17 protein-coding genes are annotated in these 17866 nt (G+C 66.2%); 6 read left to right on the top strand and 11 right to left on the bottom strand.

Annotation, left to right across the window (positions count from 1 at the left end; translation table 11 throughout):
• The first annotated feature begins 62 nt into the window (after positions 1 to 62).
• Positions 63 to 608, top strand: coding sequence for a SphA family protein (locus BDO18943_RS41010; RefSeq protein ID WP_235996321.1), 546 nt, complete (start codon positions 63 to 65; stop codon positions 606 to 608).
• Positions 609 to 685: 77 nt separating this feature from the next.
• Here BDO18943_RS41010 and hndA read toward each other — a convergent pair whose 3' ends face one another.
• Positions 686 to 1636 carry a 2-hydroxy-1-naphthoic acid nonoxidative decarboxylase gene (gene hndA / locus BDO18943_RS41005; RefSeq protein WP_175026549.1) on the bottom strand — a complete coding sequence of 317 codons (951 nt, stop codon included), beginning with the start codon at positions 1634 to 1636 and terminating at the stop codon, positions 686 to 688.
• A 122-nt stretch (positions 1637 to 1758) separates the two neighbouring features.
• Here hndA and BDO18943_RS41000 point away from each other — a divergent pair, with 122 nt between their 5' ends.
• The gene (locus tag BDO18943_RS41000) at positions 1759 to 2643 is read left to right on the top strand and encodes a LysR substrate-binding domain-containing protein (protein WP_175026548.1); all 885 of its coding nucleotides are present in this window, start codon (positions 1759 to 1761) and stop codon (positions 2641 to 2643) included.
• Positions 2644 to 2664: 21 nt separating this feature from the next.
• Here the strand turns inward: BDO18943_RS41000 and dbpA are convergent, their stop codons facing one another.
• From dbpA to BDO18943_RS40975, 5 genes are all read right to left on the bottom strand, one after another.
• Positions 2665 to 4062 (bottom strand): ATP-dependent RNA helicase DbpA, encoded by a 1398-nt coding sequence (dbpA, locus tag BDO18943_RS40995; protein ID WP_175026547.1) that lies wholly within the window; start codon positions 4060 to 4062, stop codon positions 2665 to 2667.
• On the bottom strand, positions 4059 to 4256 hold the full coding sequence (locus tag BDO18943_RS40990) for a hypothetical protein (RefSeq protein ID WP_039344264.1): 198 nt from the start codon (positions 4254 to 4256) through the stop codon (positions 4059 to 4061). Before BDO18943_RS40990 ends, dbpA begins: the two co-directional genes overlap by 4 nt.
• A 277-nt stretch (positions 4257 to 4533) precedes the next feature.
• Positions 4534 to 6195, bottom strand: a complete 1662-nt coding sequence (gene mqo, locus BDO18943_RS40985; protein WP_175026546.1) for a malate dehydrogenase (quinone) — start codon at positions 6193 to 6195, stop codon at positions 4534 to 4536.
• A gap of 511 nt (positions 6196 to 6706) precedes the next feature.
• On the bottom strand, positions 6707 to 6994 hold the full coding sequence (locus tag BDO18943_RS40980; RefSeq protein WP_089453916.1) for a hypothetical protein: 288 nt from the start codon (positions 6992 to 6994) through the stop codon (positions 6707 to 6709).
• A 65-nt stretch (positions 6995 to 7059) separates the two neighbouring features.
• Positions 7060 to 7548, bottom strand: a complete 489-nt coding sequence (locus BDO18943_RS40975) for an Lrp/AsnC family transcriptional regulator (protein WP_175010758.1) — start codon at positions 7546 to 7548, stop codon at positions 7060 to 7062.
• A gap of 115 nt (positions 7549 to 7663) precedes the next feature.
• Between BDO18943_RS40975 and BDO18943_RS40970 the strand changes: the two genes are divergently transcribed.
• From BDO18943_RS40970 to BDO18943_RS40960, 3 genes are all read left to right on the top strand, one after another.
• Positions 7664 to 8701: a histone deacetylase family protein gene (locus tag BDO18943_RS40970; RefSeq protein WP_175026545.1), complete on the top strand. Its 1038-nt coding sequence runs from the start codon at positions 7664 to 7666 to the stop codon at positions 8699 to 8701.
• 68 nt (positions 8702 to 8769) lie between these two features.
• Positions 8770 to 9846: an ornithine cyclodeaminase gene (locus BDO18943_RS40965; RefSeq protein WP_175026544.1), complete on the top strand. Its 1077-nt coding sequence runs from the start codon at positions 8770 to 8772 to the stop codon at positions 9844 to 9846.
• Between the two features lie 76 nt (positions 9847 to 9922).
• Positions 9923 to 11056, top strand: a complete 1134-nt coding sequence (locus BDO18943_RS40960) for a branched-chain amino acid ABC transporter substrate-binding protein (RefSeq protein WP_175026543.1) — start codon at positions 9923 to 9925, stop codon at positions 11054 to 11056.
• Between the two features lie 183 nt (positions 11057 to 11239).
• Here the strand turns inward: BDO18943_RS40960 and BDO18943_RS40955 are convergent, their stop codons facing one another.
• Positions 11240 to 12109 carry a mechanosensitive ion channel family protein gene (locus BDO18943_RS40955; protein WP_175026542.1) on the bottom strand — a complete coding sequence of 290 codons (870 nt, stop codon included), beginning with the start codon at positions 12107 to 12109 and terminating at the stop codon, positions 11240 to 11242.
• Positions 12110 to 12449: 340 nt separating this feature from the next.
• On the opposite strand from BDO18943_RS40955, the gene BDO18943_RS40950 reads away from it, so the two are divergent.
• Positions 12450 to 13814 (top strand): M23 family metallopeptidase, encoded by a 1365-nt coding sequence (locus BDO18943_RS40950; protein ID WP_175026541.1) that lies wholly within the window; start codon positions 12450 to 12452, stop codon positions 13812 to 13814.
• 57 nt (positions 13815 to 13871) lie between these two features.
• On the opposite strand, the gene BDO18943_RS40945 is transcribed toward BDO18943_RS40950, so the two are convergent.
• The 4 genes from BDO18943_RS40945 to BDO18943_RS40930 form a co-directional block, all read right to left on the bottom strand.
• Complete coding sequence (locus tag BDO18943_RS40945) at positions 13872 to 14711, bottom strand: AraC family transcriptional regulator (RefSeq protein ID WP_175026540.1); 840 nt, start codon at positions 14709 to 14711, stop codon at positions 13872 to 13874.
• Between the two features lie 145 nt (positions 14712 to 14856).
• A complete protein-coding gene (locus BDO18943_RS40940) occupies positions 14857 to 15597 on the bottom strand; it encodes a fucose-binding lectin II (protein WP_175026539.1) in 741 nt (246 codons plus the stop codon).
• Between the two features lie 192 nt (positions 15598 to 15789).
• Positions 15790 to 16623, bottom strand: coding sequence for a fucose-binding lectin II (locus BDO18943_RS40935; protein WP_175026538.1), 834 nt, complete (start codon positions 16621 to 16623; stop codon positions 15790 to 15792).
• Positions 16624 to 16746: 123 nt separating this feature from the next.
• Positions 16747 to 17136 (bottom strand): fucose-binding lectin II, encoded by a 390-nt coding sequence (locus tag BDO18943_RS40930; protein WP_043178912.1) that lies wholly within the window; start codon positions 17134 to 17136, stop codon positions 16747 to 16749.
• Positions 17137 to 17866 lie beyond the last annotated feature (730 nt).

The raw sequence follows: 17866 nt of genomic DNA, 5'->3' as shown, positions 1-17866 counted from the left end.
TCTTTTCTTCTTCATCGGCATATCCATGGCTTTTACACCTCATGATATGCCCCGCCCACAAAATGACGGATAGGTCCAACCTCGGCGACCTGATCGTCAGCCCCGCGCTGATCGCGTGGGGTTCGGGCGCGCTGCGCACGGTCGCGGCGATCGAATTCGTGTTTCCGACCGGACAGTACGACGCGCATTCAGCGCTGAACACCGGCAAGAACTATTACACCGCGCGGCCGGTGTTCGGCGTGTCGTGGCTGCCGAACGACAAGGTCGAGGTGTCCGCGAAGATCACGTACAGCTTCAACTCGCCGAACAACGGCACCCACTACCACTCGGGGAACCTGTTTCACGTCGACTATTCGGCGAGCTATGCGGTCACGCCGAAGGCGCGGGTCGGCTTGTCGGGCTACTTCGTCAAGCAGACCACGGACGACATGCAGAACGGGCAGCCGGTCGCGGGCGACGGCTTTCGCGGCCAGACGTTCGCGATCGGGCCGGGGTTTCGCTACCAGTTCAGCAAGATCAGTGTGGAAGCGCGCGTCGTGAAGGAGTTCTTCGTGCGCAACCGGCCGGCCGGGGAGGCCGTGTGGGCGAAGGCCGTCATTCCGTTCTGACCTGACGGCGCGGCGCCGGTTGCGCGCGTGACGCCGCCGTTGCGGGGCCGGGGCGTCACGCGACACGGCGTCGTGCGTTACCGCGCGAGCGCCGCGAGACGCGGGAACAGCGGCAATGCGTTCGCATGGTTGATCGCGGCGTGCCGGTCGGCGCCGAGCGCCGCATACGCATCCTGCGCGTGGGTGAACGATGTGCTGACGGCGGGCGGCGCGTACGGGAAGTCGCTGCCGTACAGCACGCGATCGGGTTGCGCAAACGCGGTGAGGCTCGGCAGTGCGGACGGCGACGACAGCGCGGTATCGAAGTAGAACGTGCGCAGCAGGTCGAGCAGCCCGTCGCGATTCGGCACGTCGTTGCGTACGCCCGGCGCGAGTTCGGCAAAGCGGTACGCGGTGTACGGCAGGAAGCCGCCCGCGTGCGACAGGATGATGCGCACGTTCGGATGCCGCGCGATCACGCCGTTCAGCACGAGCTGGACGGCCGTGCGCGTCGTATCGAACGGATAGTCGAGCAGCGGGCCGGGCATCCCGGGCACCGCGTCGATCGCGGGCTTCGCCGGGTGGATGAACACGACTGCGCGGCGGCGGTCGAGTTCTGCCCAGACGGATTCGAAGGCCGGATCGCCCAGATAGACGCCGCCGTAGTTGCTGAGCAGCACGACGCCGTCGGCCTTCAGCGTGTCGAATGCGTGGCCGATTTCGGCGAGCGTGCCGTCGACGTCGGGCAGCGGCAGCGTCGCGAAGTTGCCGAAGCGGTCCGGCCGTTGTGCGACGAGGCCGGCCACGTATTCGTTGACCTGGCGCGCCATGTCGCGCTTGGCCTGGCCGTTCCAGCCCTGGACGCCGGGCGCCGTCAGCGACAGCACGCCGGTCTGGATTTCCAGCGAATCCATGAACGCGATCGCGCTTTCCGGGCTCCAGGTGGGGCTGCCCCAGCCGGACGGGTCGCCGCCGTGGGCGGGCAGCGCATCGGCCCAGAACGGCGGGACGACGTGTTGGTGGACATCGATACGGTTGCGGTCGGACATGACTCGGCTCCTGTGGAAGTGCGCTGCGGTGCAACGTCTGACCGTCAGGATGCGCATGGTTGATTTTTCAATCAAATACATTAAATTTCAGGATTGATTGTTTTCAGTGATGAATCGACCGTATGGACCTTCGCCATTTGCGCTACTTTCTCGCGGTTGCCGAAGAGGGGCATTTCGGCCGTGCGGCGGAGCGGCTGCATATCGTGCAGCCCGCGCTGAGCATGCAGATTCGCGCGCTCGAGGAGGAACTCGGTACCGCGCTGTTCGAGCGCAGCACGCGCAAGGTGGCGCTGACGGACGCCGGCCGGCTGCTGGTGACCGAGGCGCGACACACGCTCGAGCAGGCCGAGCGCGCGAAGACGCTGGTGCAGCGCGCGGCACGCGGCGAAACGGGCGTGGTGCGGATCGGCTTCGTCGGCAATGCGGTCGCGACGGGGCGGCTGTCCGACGACCTGATTGCGTTTCATGCGGCGTGGCCGGAAGTGACGCTCGACCTGCACGAGATGGCGCCGGCCGCGCAGCAGGACGCGATCCTCGCGGGCCGGCTCGACATCGGCTATTGCCCGGCTTTCGGCACGGCGTTCGATCCGAAGCTGGCCGTACGGACGGTCGGCAGCTGGGCGTGGGACGTGATGATGAGCGACCGGCACGCGCTGGCGAAGCGGCGCACGGTGAGTGTCGCGGCACTCACGGACGAGCCGTTCATTTTCTACGCGGCGGACGGTGACGACGAAGGACAGCTTGCGATCCTGCGGCGGGTGCTCGGCAAGACGCCGCGCATCGCACACAAGGTGAGCAGCACGCTGTCGGTGCTGGCGTTGACGGGGGCTGGCCTCGGCGTGGCGCTGGTGCCGTCGCCGCTGAGCCGGATCGCGGCGCCGAACATCGTGTACCGGACACTCGCCGGCAGCGTGCCGGGCTCCGAACTCGTCGCACTCAGCCGGATCGGCGGGGAATGGGGGGCGGTACAGCAGTACCTGGCGATGCTGGGCGAGCGCGCCGCGTGAGGGTCGCGGCGCGCTTCGGTATTACTCTTCGTCCATCAACCGGACCTTGACCCGCTTGCCCTTGATCTTCCCTGCATTGAGCTTGCGCAGCGCGTCGCGCGCCACGCCGCGCTCGAGCGCGACATAGGTCGAGAACTCGGTCACGTTGATCTTGCCGATCTGCTTGCCGTCGAACCCGGCGTCGCCGGTCAGCGCGCCGAGCACGTCGCCCGGGCGGATCTTGTCCTTGCGTCCGCCGAGGATCTGCAGCGTTTCCATCGGCGGCGTCAGCACGCCGTCGTCGGCCGGCTTCAGTTCCGCGAGCGGATGCCATTCGACGTCGCGCTTCTGCGCCTGCTCGATCCCGCCGACGCGGCCCATCTCGTCCATGCTCGCGAGGCTCAGCGCCCAGCCGTCCTGATCCGCGCGGCCCGTGCGGCCGATGCGGTGCACGTGCACTTCGGGGTCGGGCGTCACGTCGACGTTGATCACCGCTTCGAGCTGCGCGATGTCGAGCCCGCGCGCGGCGACGTCGGTTGCCACCAGTACCGAGCAGCTGCGGTTCGCGAACTGGATCAGCACCTGGTCGCGCTCGCGCTGGTCGAGCTCGCCGTGCAGCGCGAGCGCGTGGAAGCCCTGCGCGTGCAGCACGTCGAGCAGGTCGCGGCACTGCTGCTTCGTGTTGCAGAACGCGATCGTGCTCACCGGCCGGTAGTGGTTCAGCAACTGGCCCACCGCATGCAGCCGCTCGTCTTCCGTCACTTCATAGAAGCGCTGGCGGATCTTGCTGTTGTCGTGACGCTCTTCGAGCTTGATTTCCTTCGGGTTGCGCAGGAACTGCTGGCTCAGTTTCGCGATGCCGTCCGGATAGGTCGCCGAGAACAGCAGCGTCTGGCGCGTGGTCGGGCACATCCGCGCGACCTTTGCGATGTCGTCGAAGAAGCCCATGTCGAGCATCCGGTCGGCTTCGTCGAGTACCAGCGTGTTCAGCGCGTCGAGCTTCAGGTTGCCGCGATCGAGGTGGTCCATGATGCGGCCCGGCGTACCGACGACGATATGCGCGCCGTGCTCGAGGCTCTGCGCCTGCGGGCGCATCGGCGTGCCGCCGCACAGCGTCAGCACCTTCACGTTCTCTTCGGCGCGCGCGAGGCGGCGCACTTCCTGCGCGACCTGGTCGGCGAGTTCGCGCGTCGGGCACAGGATCATCGCCTGCACGTCGAAGCGGCGTGCGTCGAGGCGCGCCAGCAGCGCGAGCGAGAACGCGGCGGTCTTGCCGCTACCCGTCTTCGCCTGCGCGATCAGGTCTTGGCCGGCCAGCGCGATCGGCAGGCTCGCGGCCTGGATCGGCGTCATGTCGACATAGCCGAGCTGCGCGAGGTTGGCAAGCGTGGCGGGCGTCAACGACAGCGCGCTGAACGGCGTGGCGGTCGGCTGGGTCATTCCAGGTCTCCGAGGTAAGGGCGGCCTTCCATCTGCTCGTAGACGACCTTGCCTTCGTCGTCTTCGAAGCGTTCGAGGTAGTTGCGCGCGCCGCACAGCGGGCAGCGGAACAGCAGCCCCTGGCCTTCGTCCTTGATGACGACGTCGGACTGCTCCCACTGCGTGCCGCAGCTCTGGTTTCGGCAGGTAAACACGGTCTTTCTCCAGCTGAATTCGGTTGATGGCGCGCCCGGGCGGGCGCGGCAACGGCGGGCGGCGCTCGCGCGGCTTGGGCGCGGGCCGCACCGGGCGTCGCTTGGATTGCGTCGATGCGGATGATGGATCGGGCGGCGACAGGGTCGCGCGTGCCGCAATTCTAGCGGAAGCGGGCGACCGGCTGGGCGGTTCCGCCCGGGGCCCGCCAAGAAAAACGGCCGCCCCGGAGGGCGGCCGTGTCATGCGGCGCAACGGTGTCGCGCGGCGCTTGGCGCGTTACAGCGCCATGTCGGCCGAGGCCTTCGCCGGGCGGGCCGGCGCGGTGCCGGTGGCCTGCGACGGCGTGTTGACGTCGATCTTCGGCGGCGGCGACAGCTGCAGCACGTCGCTGGTGTACGTCCATTCCTCGACGACCTTCGCCGGGCTGTCGTTCAGCTTCGTGCCGTAGCTCGGCACGATCTGGCGGATCTTCTGCTGCCACTCGGGCGTCGCGACCTTGTCCTTGAACACCTTCTTCATCAGGTTCAGCATGATCGGCGCGGCCGTCGACGCGCCCGGCGATGCGCCGAGCAGGCCCGCGATGCTGCCGTCCTGCGACGCGACGATCTCGGTGCCGAGCTTCAGCACGCCACCCTTCACCGGGTCGCGCTTGATGATCTGCACGCGCTGGCCGGCTTGCCACAGGCGCCAGTCTTCCTTCTTCGCGTTCGGGAAGTATTCCTTCAGCGCGTTGAAGCGGTCGTCGTCGGACAGCATCAGCTGGCCGGCGAGGTACTGGACCAGCGGGAATTCGTCCACACCCACGCGCATCATCGGCGCGACGTTGTGCGTGTTGGTGCTCTTGAGCAGGTCGAAGTACGAGCCATTCTTCAGGAACTTGGTCGAGAACGTCGCGAACGGCCCGAACAGGATGATCTTCTTGCCGTCGATGATCCGCGTGTCGAGGTGCGGCACCGACATCGGCGGCGAGCCGACCGACGCCTTGCCGTACGCCTTCGCGAGATGCTGCTTCACGACTTCGGGGTTCTCCGTCACGAGGAACGAGCCGCCGACCGGGAACGCGCCGTAGTCCTTCGCCTCGGGGATGCCCGACGCCTGCAGCAGATGCAGCGCACCGCCGCCCGCGCCGATGAACACGAACTTCGCGTCGACCGATTGCGCCGGTTCATCCGAGTGCAGCTTGACCCACGTCACGTGCCATGTGCCGTCGGCATTGCGCGTGATCTCGCGCACTTCGCTCGACAGCGACAGCGTGAAGTTCGGCTGCGTCTTCAGGTAGCCGACGAACTGGCGCGTGATCTCGCCGAAGTTCACGTCGGTGCCGATCGGCGTCCACGTTGCCGCGACCTTCTGGTTGCGGTCGCGGCCTTCCATCATCAGCGGCACCCACTGCTTGATCTGGTCGTAGTTTTCCGAATACTGCATCCCGCGGAACAGCGGGCTCGCCTGCAGCGCTTCGTAGCGCTTCTTCAGGAAGCGGACGTTGTCGTCGCCCCACACGAAGCTCATGTGCGGCGTCGAGTTGATGAACGAGTGCGGGTTCTTCAGCACGCCCTGCTTGACCTGCCACGCCCAGAACTGGCGCGAGATCTGGAACGACTCGTTGATCTCGATCGCCTTCGAGATGTCGATCTTGCCGTCCGCCTTCTCCGGCGTGTAGTTGAGTTCGGCGAGTGCCGAGTGGCCGGTGCCGGCGTTGTTCCAGCCGTTCGAGCTTTCCAGCGCGACGCCGTCGAGGCGCTCGACCATCGTCATCGACCAGTCAGGTTGCAGCTCGTGCAGCCAGACGCCGAGCGTCGAGCTCATGATGCCGCCGCCCACCAGCAGGACGTCGACCTTCTTCGTATCGGCGGCGTGCGCGGACGACGCGGCGACGCACAGCGCAAGCGCCGACAGTATTACCCGTAACGTTTTGATCACAGCAGATCCCTTTTTCAACTTGGATGCATCGGTTTGCCACGCCGCCCGGCGCGTGTGTCGATCGCGGCGACACGCGGGTCCGGAGATCCGGATCGCGAATCCGGAATTCCGGATCGACGCCGCGCGCCGTTGCATTTGCGCACGCGAAACCGTCGGCAAGGACACCTTCGGATCGGCTTCCTGCGGGCAGGCAAGCGCCTGTGTCACAGTGGCGCACGACGCGCCCGGGCCCTTGCGGCAAGCCTGAGCGGAAGGCGCTTCGGGCTGCGTGGAAAGAGGCCGCGCGCGACGCGTTTTGCGGGGGCGGGGTGGCAAGGGGCGCGTAATGTAACCGAACTCGTTTGCTGTGTCACAAACGAAAAATACCGTTGTTTTCGTGGGGTTTTTTGCGTGTCCGGGTTTCCGGAATGACGGTCGCGGGAACCGGGAAAGATGGGGATAACTGCGCGGGATCGGGAGGGATTTTCGACGGGCGCTGCGTCGTGTCGCGGCAGCGCGCCGCGACACGATCGCGTGACGTCACGTCACTTTACTTCGCGGCACCGTTCCGGCAGAACTGGTCGTACGCTTGCGCCGAATTCGCGAAGCCCTTCTGTTTCGCGAGTTCCCACGGGCGCTCGCATTGCTGCGTTGCTTCGCACCACGAATAGCCGGCCGAAGGGATGCAGCCGTGCGCATCGCGATCGCTACCGGGCATCGGCGGTACGGCCGGCGCCGACGATTGAGCCGGCGGCGTGGATGGCGCGGCACAGGCGCTCAGTGCGAACGCGCAGGCCAGCGTGGCGGCCAGCGACACCGAAGGGAGGAAACGCTTCATTGGGTAGTGCTCCATGGGATGAGTTTCGGAGAGTCGGGCGGCGGCCTGCACGTTCGCCGCATCGTTCAGTCGCCTGGCACCGGCACGCGCGACGAGAACTTCACTTCGCGCAACGCGAGGCTCGACTGGATCGACGACACCCCGGCCTGCTTGCGCAACACGCGCTCGACGAATTCCGCATACGCGTCGAGATCGGCCGCGACGACCTGCAGGATGTAGTCGGCCGCGCCGGTGATCTTGTGGCAGGACGTCACTTCGTCGTGACGCCGCATCACGTCCTCGAAGTGATCGGAATCCTGGTCGGAATGCATGTTGAACGTCACCTGCACGAACGCGAACACGTTCATGCCGAGCGCGCGCCGGTCGAGATTCGCCTGGTAGCCGGTGATCACGCCCTCGTCCTCGAGCCGCTTGCGGCGCCGCCAGCAGGGCGTGACGCTCAGCGACAGCTTCTCGCCGAGCGTCGCGTTCGACAGCGCGCCGTCGTCCTGCAGCAGGCGCAGCATGGCGCGGTCGACGCCATCCAGTTCGGCCGACGCGCGATTTTTGCTCATTTCGTGGATTCCGTAGGCGGTTTTCTCAAAATTGTATAAAAGCCGCGCGTCGAAAGCAAAGCTATTGCCGGTTGCCGTCAATAAACTGTTGCCACCCTCACCGCAACAGTCAACCATGCTCACGGTCTACAGCAGCGATCACCAACTGCATCGCGGCGTCGAACTGAAGGACGGCGCGATCACCGATTCGTTCGAAAACCCCCTTCGCGCCGAAACGGTGCTCGCGCAGGTGCGCGCCGCCGGCCTCGGCGACGTGATCGCGCCGAAGCCGTTCGACCGCGCCCGCTACGCGGCCGCGCACAGCGCCCGCTATGTCGATTTCCTCGCCGGTGCGTGGGACGAGTGGGCCGCGACGGGCCGCACCTGCCAGGCGCTGCCGCTCGTGTGGCCGGTGCGCGCGATGCCGGCCGCCGCGACGCCGCCCGCGTTCATCGACGGCAAGCTCGGCTTCTACGCGATGGACGCCGGTGCGCCGATCAACGCCGGCACGTGGGATGCCGTGAGCGCGAGCGCGAACTCGGCGCTCACCGGCGCCGACCTGCTGTCGAGCGGCGCGGCGCGCGCGGCGTTCGCGCTGTGCCGCCCGCCCGGCCATCACGCGGGCCGCGAGTACATGGGCGGCTATTGCTACCTGAACAACGCGGCGATCGCCGCGCAGCACTGCATCGCGCAGGGCGCCGCGCGCGTCGCGGTGCTCGACGTCGATTTCCACCACGGCAATGGCACGCAGGACATCTTCTACGACCGCGCGGACGTGCTGTTCGCGTCGATCCACGGCGAGCCGCCGGTGTCGTACCCGTACTTCTCCGGCTATGCGGAAGAACGCGGCATCGGCGCGGGCGAAGGGTTCAACCTGAACCTGCCGCTGCCGAAGGGCACGCTGTGGGACACCTACTCGGCGGCGCTCGACCACGCGGCCACCGCGATCGACGCGCATGCGCCCGACGCGCTCGTCGTGTCGCTCGGCGTCGACACCTTCGAGCACGACCCGATCAGCCATTTCCGGCTGCGCTCGGCCGACTACCTGCGCATCGGCGCGGCGCTCGCGCGCCTGAACGTGCCGACGCTGTTCGTGATGGAAGGCGGCTACATGGTCGACGAGATCGGCATCAACGCGGTCAACGTGCTGCTGGGATTCGAAGGGCGCGCGTAACGCGCGGCGCCGACCGTTTCAACGGCGGCCGAGCCCCGTGCCGGCCGCCGCAACCGTGGAGCAAGGGCATGACGCGATACCTAAATGTGACGAGCGTGTCGACGCTCGTGGCCGAAGTCGGGATGACGCAGATCCTGACGACGATGGCCTCGACTATCGAGCAGGACTACCGGCGCTGGGAGACGTTCGAGAAGACCGCCCGCCTCGCCAGCCATTCGACTGACGGCGTGATCGAGCTGATGCCGACGTCGGACGCGCGGCTGTATGCGTTCAAGTACGTCAACGGCCACCCGAAAAACACCAAGGCCGACCTGCTGACCGTGATGGCGTTCGGCGTGCTGGCCGACGTCGATACCGGCTATCCGCTGCTGTTGAGCGAGATGACGCTGACGACCGCGATCCGCACCGCCGCGACCTCCGCATTGGTCGCGCGCTTTCTCGCACGTGCCGATGCACGTTCGATGGCGCTGATCGGCAACGGCGCGCAGAGCGAATTCCAGGCGATCGCATTCCACGTGATGCTCGGCATCGACGAACTGCGCGTGTTCGACATCGATCCGGCCGCGACCGACAAGCTGATTCGCAACCTCGCGTCGTTCGAGGGATTGCGCGTGATCCGCTGCGCGTCGGCGGCGGACGCGGTGCGTGGCGCGGACATCGTGACGACGGTCACGGCCGACAAGACCAACGCGACGATCCTGACGCCCGACATGATCGAGGACGGGATGCACGTGAACGCCGTGGGCGGCGATTGCCCGGGCAAGACCGAGCTGCATGCGGATGTGCTGCGCCGCGCACGCGTCATCGTCGAATACGAGCCGCAGACGCGCATCGAAGGAGATATCCAGCAGATGCCGGCGGATTTCCCGGTGATCGAGTTCGCGCGGATCGTGTCGGGTGCCGAACCGGGCCGCGAATCGGATGCGCAAGTGACGGTGTTCGATTCGGTCGGCTTCGCCCTCGAGGATTTCTCGGCGCTGCGCTATCTGAACGCCGCCGCGCGCGAGCGCGAGATCGGCATCGAGCTCGACCTGATTCCCGCGCCGCGCGATCCGAAGGACCTTTACGGCGTCGCGACGCGCGGCGAGTCCGCCGTGCTGCCGGCCGGGATCGGCCGAGCGGTGCGGGAAGCGCTGCATCACTGACCGTCCACGCTTCGTCATCCGAACCACAACACGTCCCGCATTGAACGGGACCCACAAGACTGACCAGGAGACAGACATGCTTCGACATTCCATGACGGCATTCGCGGCAGCGGCGGCGCTCACTTGCGCGCTGTCCGCACACGCGGACGAAATCGTGCGCATCGGCCACGTCGCGCCGCTGACCGGCGCGATCGCGCACCTCGGCAAGGACAGCGAGAACGGCGCGCGCCTCGCGGTCGAGGAAATCAACGCGAAGGGCCTGACGATCGGCGGCAAGAAGGTCACGCTGCAGCTCGACGCGCAGGACGACGCGGGCGATCCGCGCACCGCGACGCAGGTCGCGCAGCGGCTCGTCGACGACAAGGTCGTCGGTGTCGTCGGCCATCACAATTCGGGCACGTCGATTCCGGCGTCGCGCGTCTATCGCGACGGCGGCGTCGTACAGATCTCGCAGGCCGCGACCAACCCGACGTACACGCAGCAGGGTTTCAAGACGACCTACCGCGTGGTTGCGACCGACGCGCAGCAGGGGCCGGCGCTCGCGATGTATGCGGCGAAGAACATGGGCATCAAGACGGTGGCCGTGGTCGACGATTCGACCGCGTACGGGCAGGGCCTCGCGACCGAATTCGAGAAGGCCGCGAAGGCGGCCGGGATGAAGGTCGTGTCGCGCGACGCGACCAACGACAAGGCGATCGACTTCCGCGCGATCCTCACGAAGATCAAGGGCGCCAACCCGGACGCGATCATGTACGGCGGCATGGACGCGACGGGCGGCCCGCTCGCGAAGCAGGCGCGCCAGCTCGGCATGCGTGCAAAGATCCTCGCCGGCGACGGCGTGTGCTCGACCGACCTGCCGAAGCTCGCGGGTCCGGCGTCAGACAACGTCGTGTGCTCCGAGGCCGGTATCGCGCTCGAGAAGATGCCGGGCGGGGCGGCGTTCGCGAAACGCTATGAGGCGCGTTACCACCAGCCGATGCAGGTGTACGCGCCGTTCTCGTACGACGCCGTCTACATCATCGTCGACGCGATGAAACGCGCGAACTCGACCGACCCGGCGAAGGTGCTGGCCGCGATGCCGGCCACCGACTACAAAGGCGTGATCGGTGAGACGAGCTTCACGCCGCAGGGCGACCTGAAGCATGGGGCAATCTCGGTGTTCACGTACAAGAGCGGCAAGAAGGCGCTGCTCGATATCGTGAAGATGTAACGCAGCACTGCAAGCCGGTATCGCGCGCTGACCGCAGGCGCGGGCCTCAGGCCGCGATACCGGCGAACACGTCGTGGTCGACCACCCCTGGTACGAGGCGGGGCTGCCGCAGCCAGTCGAATGCAAGCTCGACGATGAGCGGTGTCGGGGCTGATTCGAGCGCTGGCCGGGCACACGCGCCGCTTACATCCGTTGCGCCTGCGTGTTGTCCGTGCGGCGCTCCGCGTCGTGCACGATGTGCAGCTCGCGCGTACGGATCGGCAGCGTGCAGCTCGCGTCGGCGAGCGTCTTGCGCACCTGGCGCGCGAGGCGCCAGCGCATTGCCCAGAACTTGTCGGTGTGCGTCCATACGCGCATGTTCGCGACGACCGTGCTGTCGTCGAAGCGCATCACCATCACGTCCGGCGCGGGATCCTGCAGCACGTCGGGATCGGCCGCGGCCAACCCGCGCAGCGCGTCGAGCGCGCGATCTATATCGTCATGCACCGAGACTTCCACTTCGAGATCGAGGCGGCGCGTCGGGTTGCGCGTGTAGTTGCGGATCGAGCTGCCCCACAGCGCGCTGTTCGGCACGTATTCGCAGATGCCGTCCGGCTTCGTCAGCCGCGTCATGAAGAGCCCGACCTCGTCGACGGTGCCCGCGACGCCCGTGCCGCCGTCGATATAGTCGCTGACCTTGAACGGCCGCAGCAGCAGAAGCATGATGCCGGCCGCGATGTTCTGCATCGTGCCCTGCAGCGCGAGGCCGATCGCGAGGCCGGCGGCGCCGAGCACCGCGACGATGCTCGCGGTTTCGATGCCGAGCTGCGACAGCGCGCCGACGATCGCGACGATACGGATGCCCCATACGGCGACGTCGCAGAGGATCGGCCGCAGCGTGTCGTCGACGCGCTCCTTGTTCGAGAGCAGACGGTTCAGCCAGTTGCCGATGCGTTTCGACAGCCACCAGCCGGCGACGAGCAGCGCCAGGCCGGCGCACAGCTTGATGGAGAGAGTGGACAGTGCGTTCCACAGGAACGTCCAGCGTTCCGGATGCAGGTGATCGAGCAACATGACGGGATTCCGGTTTGGAGAAACGGTGCGCGACGCGTCGCGTGCCTGCCGTGGTCGGGCAAGCTTGCGCTTACGTGCCGGCAGCGTTCGACCGTACTCGGGGCGAGATGGTTCGCGCGAATGGGTGGGGGCGAATGCCGCATCGCCGTGCCGCCAGGCCGCGAAATCGCGATTTCGATTTAGTATGAAGATGCTTTTCCATCAAATAGGACTTGTCCTATTCAGCCATTTCGATCACGCCGATACACTCGTTTTCACGTTGCCGGGTCGCGACGATCGTTCCTCCGCGTTACCCGGTTCTCTCCCGATTTTTCACTGACAGACAGCGAGTGACGACGTCATGCGGTTAGACCTGCGTTTCCGTCTCGCACGCGAACAAGGTCAACCCGCGCAGCGCGGCGTTCACGCTTTCCCGATGCGCCGCGCGCTGCTGCGCGGTGTCATCGCGGCGGCCTGTGCGGCCGGCGCACCGGGGGCGGTGGCCCACGCGTCTCACGACGCCGCGCCGTTTTCGCCCGTGATGGCTGACCTTGTCGACGTGCCCTTTTTCAATGCCGCGCGCACCACGTGGGGCGGTTTGCACGCATCGACGGCCGCGCCGCTCGACGTTGCCTATGCGTCGCATGCGTTGGCCGTGCCAGCGACCGGCGAACGCGACGACCCCGTTGCGCGCTTCGGTGCCTGCGTGGCTTACCGCGTGCTGTGCGATGCGGCGCGCGTGGCGGTCGAACGCGCGTACGCGTCGAGGTTCGATTACGGTCTTGCGTCGCCGTTGCCCGTGGTGGGCGCGCCGGCTGCGTTCGAACGGCGTCCCGTCGATCTTGCCGCCGCCGAGCCGTTCGTGCTCGCGGAAGCCGAGCGCGGCGCGCGGGCCGGCGTGATCGTCGGCAGCCTGCAGGCGTCGCTGGCACGCGCCGATCTGCCGGCCGGCGTTGCCGCGCAGATCACCCGCATGCTCGCCGGTCGCGTCGACCCGAAGCAGCGCGGTGTACTCGGCGACACGTTCCGCGTTGCATACGAACCCGACGGCACCGCCAAGCGGCCGGGCGGCGTGCGCGTGACGGCGCTCGAGCTGCGCTTTCGCGGCCAGCATGTCGCTGGCGTGTGGTTTGCGCCCGATGCCGGCTCGCCGGGCGCCTATTACGACCTCGGCGGTGTGCCGCTCGCCGGCGCGCGGTTTGCGATGCCGGTCAGCGCAACACGAATCAGCTCGCATTTCGGTACGCGCGTGCATCCGGTAACCGGTGCGCGCCATGTGCATTCCGGCGTCGATCTCGCGGCGCCGTCCGGGCGTGCGGTTCATGCGTCGGAGCGTGGCGTCGTCACGTTCATCGGCACCGCGCCACGCGGCTACGGCAAGTACGTGGTGATCCGCCACGACGGCGGCTATGCGTCGTACTACGCGCACCTGTCGGCATTCGAGCCGACGTTGCGAACCGGCATGCGGGTCGCGCGCGGCGAGCGTGTCGGCGCGGTCGGCAGCACGGGCACGGCCACCGGGCCGCATCTGCACTTCGAGGTCCGGCGGCACGATCGTCTCGTCGATCCGGTCGCGCTGGTCCAGGCGGGCAAGGCGGCGAAGCTGACGGGCGAACGGCGCGTCGCGTTCAATCGCGTGGTGCTCGACGCGCGCACGCATCTGGCGTCGGCTGCGTGGTCGCAGCCGGTGGCGATGGCGACGCTTGCCGGGTCGCTTGCTGGCTGACTGCCGGGGAAGGGCCGGCCGAGACGAGCCACGTCGCGGCCGATCAACGCAAACCGCTTACACGGCGGGTTCGACGGGCAACCAGATTTCCAGCACGCCGGTGCCCGTCATCGGATCGTAGTCCGCGCTGTAGCGCTCGAACTCGGGCGCGTCGACCGCCTTGAATTCCGACGTAGGCAGCCAGCCGTTCCAGATGCTGTAGAACGTCTGGTGCAGCGTGGAAATATGCCCGCTGTGTTCGAAGACCGCATACCGCTGCGGTGCGAGTTCGACACAGCGCAAGGGTGCGGTCAGTCGATCGCGGCTGGTGACTTCCACGCCCGCAATGTATTCGAAGCTGCCATCCGTATCGGGGTTGCAGCACACGCCGTAGGTCACATCGTCGACCTGGCCGGGAAGGGTACCGATGTATGGGATGAACGCTTGCCACAGCGCCGGAATGCCTTCGTTGGTTTCGAACGTGTAGCGGTCGCTCATGCCGGCGATTAGCCGCTTGCCGGTGGTTTCGAAGCGTGACGGTGCAACGTCGATGATCTTCAGTTCTTTCATGCGTAGCGGCTCCACAAGAGACAACCCGTCGAGGGTGCGCCGTGCCCGCACGTCCTCGGGCGTCACGCCGAAGAGATCGCGGAAGGCGCGCGTGAACGCCTCATGGGAGCCATAGCCGGCATCGAGCGCCACATGCAGGATGCCCGGCGCACCTTGTGCCAACGCGCGCGCCGCACGCGTGAGCCGTCTCGACCGGACATAGCGCATCACCGGCCAGCCGGTATTCATCGAGAACAGGCGCGAGAAACCGAAACGCGTCATGTCGCAATTGGCGGCAATCCTGTCGAGCGTCAATTCCCTGTCCAGCTGGGTTTCGATAAACCAGAGTGCTTGTCCAACCGGATTCATGGCATTCCAATGAGGGTGTCGGGCGGACTATATGGTATCGGCGGCGGGGGCATTTGATCGTTCTTGCGGGCGGGGCGTGCGCGGACGACGGGCCAAAGCAGATCGCCACGCCGGGCGGCGTGGCGAGGGGGCAGGATGGCGCTGCTTAGCCGAGCGGCCAGTTCAGGATGGCGATACCGTCGTTGTAGTCACCGTCCGTCCCGTCTTCCGACCCGACCAGACCGAAGTAGGTCTTCTTGAAGATGTCGACCTGGCGCGAGCCGATCTTCGACGGCTTGCCGTTCGCCGTCACGACCACGCGCACCTTCCCCTTGCCGGAGTTCACGATCTGCGTGTTCAGGTTCGCGTCCTGCGTGCCGGCGCCCTGGAACGTCGCGGCCGGTTTCGGGTTGTCGTCGACGAAGACCTCGATCGTCTGCGGCGCCGACGAATTGACCAGCGCGGTCACGCCGAACGCGATGTTCGGCGGCAGGTTGAAGACGCCGTCGCGTTCGCCGCCGCCGGTCGTCGTGGTATCCGGCTGCGTGGGCTGCGGCTGCGGCGTCGCCTTCGAGAAGTAATTGACCACCGCACCGACACCGAACTTCGCCGCGGCTCCGGGCAGCACGCCGGGCGCGCCGGCCCACGTCACCGTGCAGGCGACCACCTGCCCGGCCGCATCGGTCTTCACCTTGTTTTGCCAGCTGCCGACGTCGAAGCTGTACGGGATGGTCGCGATGTCGACGAACACATCGTATTGCGGCAGCTTTTCCACGAGCTGTGCGGTCATGAACTGGCGCATCCGGTCGAGCACCGCCTGGTCGCCGTTCGCCTGTACGGCGCTGGCATCGTTGCCCGCGAGTTGCAGCAGGGCGTACAGATCGTCATGGGTAAACGGTTGTGACATGTCGTCCTCGTCTCGATGAAAGGGCTCGCGTCGCGCGGCCGGTGAATGGGTTTCGCCGTTGTCGCGTACGGAGTACAGCAGTGGGACTGCCAATGACTGCTCGAATGAATCGGTTCGCAATGTGTGGTCGGCCCCGTCGTCACTGCGGGATCGACGGCGGCGCGCGCACCCGGCCGCGCCGCGCAATCGTGCTCAGCCCAGCGGCCAGTTCAGGAACACGATGCCGTCGTTGTAGTCGTCGTCGCTGCCGTCCTCCGAGCCGACGATCCCGAAGTAGGTCTTCTTGAAGAGGTCGACCTGCCGCGAGCCGAGCCGCGACGGCTTGCCGTTCGCCATCACGATCACGCGCACGCGCCCCTTGCCGGAGTCGAGCACTTTGGTGCCGAGGTTCTGGTCCTGCACGCCGGCGCCCTTGAACGTGGCGGCCGGTTTCGGGTTGTCGTCGACGTAGATGTCGATCGTCTGGTCGTTCGCCGCGTTGGTGAGCGCGGTGACGCCGAACTTGATGTTCGGCGGCAGGGTAAACGTGCCGTCACGCTCGCCGCCGCCGCCGATCGTGCCGCTACCCGTGCCGCCCGGGTTGCCGCCCGTGCCGGTTTCGCCGCTTCCGCTGCCGGGTGATGATGATTGCGCGGCTGTATCGCCGATCGCGGACAGGCTCGCGTACGAATCGATATGCATCGCGCTGCCGCGCACGCTTTTCCACTGGCCTTTCACGAACGTGACGCCGGTGCCGGCGTCGATCGTCGCGACGAGCGTGAACGGCATGCGCCCGGTGGCTTCGGGCACTTTCGACGAATAGGTGAAGCAGCCGTCCGCGACGACGCCCTTGTCGGTCGCGATCGCGAAATAGATGCCGGGGAAGTTGTTGCCGGTCGCGTACGGCGTCGGCACGTTGAGGATGACTTGCAGTTTCCCGTCTCGAATCTCTGCCTTGGCGATGTCGATGGTCAGGCCCGGGATGTCGACGTAGGTTTCCGATGTCGTCACGGGGGCGCTGTTGATCGAAGCCGAAAGGAGGGGCATGGAGGTCTCCGTTGGTAGGGCGGGTTTCGATGCAAAGAGGGTGAGGTGCCGCCGAATGCGGCGAGCAACCGCCGGCCGGCCTGGAGGCGGGCGGCGGCGGTGAGTCGTCGGGTGCGCGTCAGGTCAGCCGATCGGCCACTGGAGCACGACGATGCCGTCGTTGTAGTCGCTGTCGTGGCCGTCTTCCGACACGACGATCCCGAAGTTGACCGTGTACGGCGAGCCGTCCGATTTCTTGCCGTTGATCGGCGCGAGGCGCGCATCGGTGGCCGATGGCTTGCCGTTCACCGACACTTCGAAGCGGATCTTGCCGTTGCCGGAATTCAGCGTCGCTTCACGCGTGCCGTCGCGCGTCGTCAGCTTGTGATATGCGGCGGGTTCCTTGCTGTCACCGATAAACAGCTTGATGTGTTGCTGCTCGGCGGCATTCGCGAAGAAAATCGCGCGGAAATCGGTATTCGGCGGAATCGAAAACTCGCCGGCGCGATTGGAAGACGTTTGAGAATCGGCCATGCTTTCCTCCTGAGGAATGATGGGTAAGGCTTCGAGCTGTGTCGCGCAAACGTTTGCCGTTTGAAGCACGACGAGTCGAGCATGCCGAAAAATAAATAAAAAAATATTCGCCGGAGAATGGCTATTGTTCAGTAAATCGAAAACGGAGGTTAATCGATTTAATGAAATGTGTTTAATCGAGGGTATTTCGATATATTCAAGAAACTATATCGGCGCGTGTATCGATTTTTTGAACGATGCGCGGTTGCGCAGGCGGGGCGGATGGGGAGACAGGAGGCGGGGGCAATCGGGCTTCGGCGCGGACGCTCGGCGTTCGCATATGGCAGCGTTAGCGTTTCAACACCATCTTTCTCTGTCGTGGCCGCGCCCACCGACCACCACCGAACGTCCACGCTGAAACCCGATTGAATGCAACAGGAGGGGGTGCGGCAACCGGCGAAGTACGTAGACCAACTCACTCCGAACGTGAACAGGGGCATCACCGGCACCGCACCCGTGAAGGATATCGACGGGGCCGCATGCCGCCTATCGGACAGGACTGATTCTGAGCGATCAAATTCGGCGCCATTTGCACTCAGCCCGTTGACAGCCCCCATCGCCCTGTGATTTGATTTCGGCCATGCAAGCCGCCCAGCCCCTCTTCTCGCTACGACTACTAGTGCAGTGTTCCGTTCTGTTTGGAACTTAAGCGACTGTTGGCGCGAATGACCTTCTGCAAGATGTCGCGCGC

Origin of the sequence: Burkholderia aenigmatica (assembly GCF_902499175.1) — a bacterium.
GTDB lineage: Bacteria > Pseudomonadota > Gammaproteobacteria > Burkholderiales > Burkholderiaceae > Burkholderia > Burkholderia aenigmatica.
The sequence above is the reverse complement of the archived record's forward strand: the minus strand, read 5'-3'. Positions and strand labels throughout refer to the sequence as shown.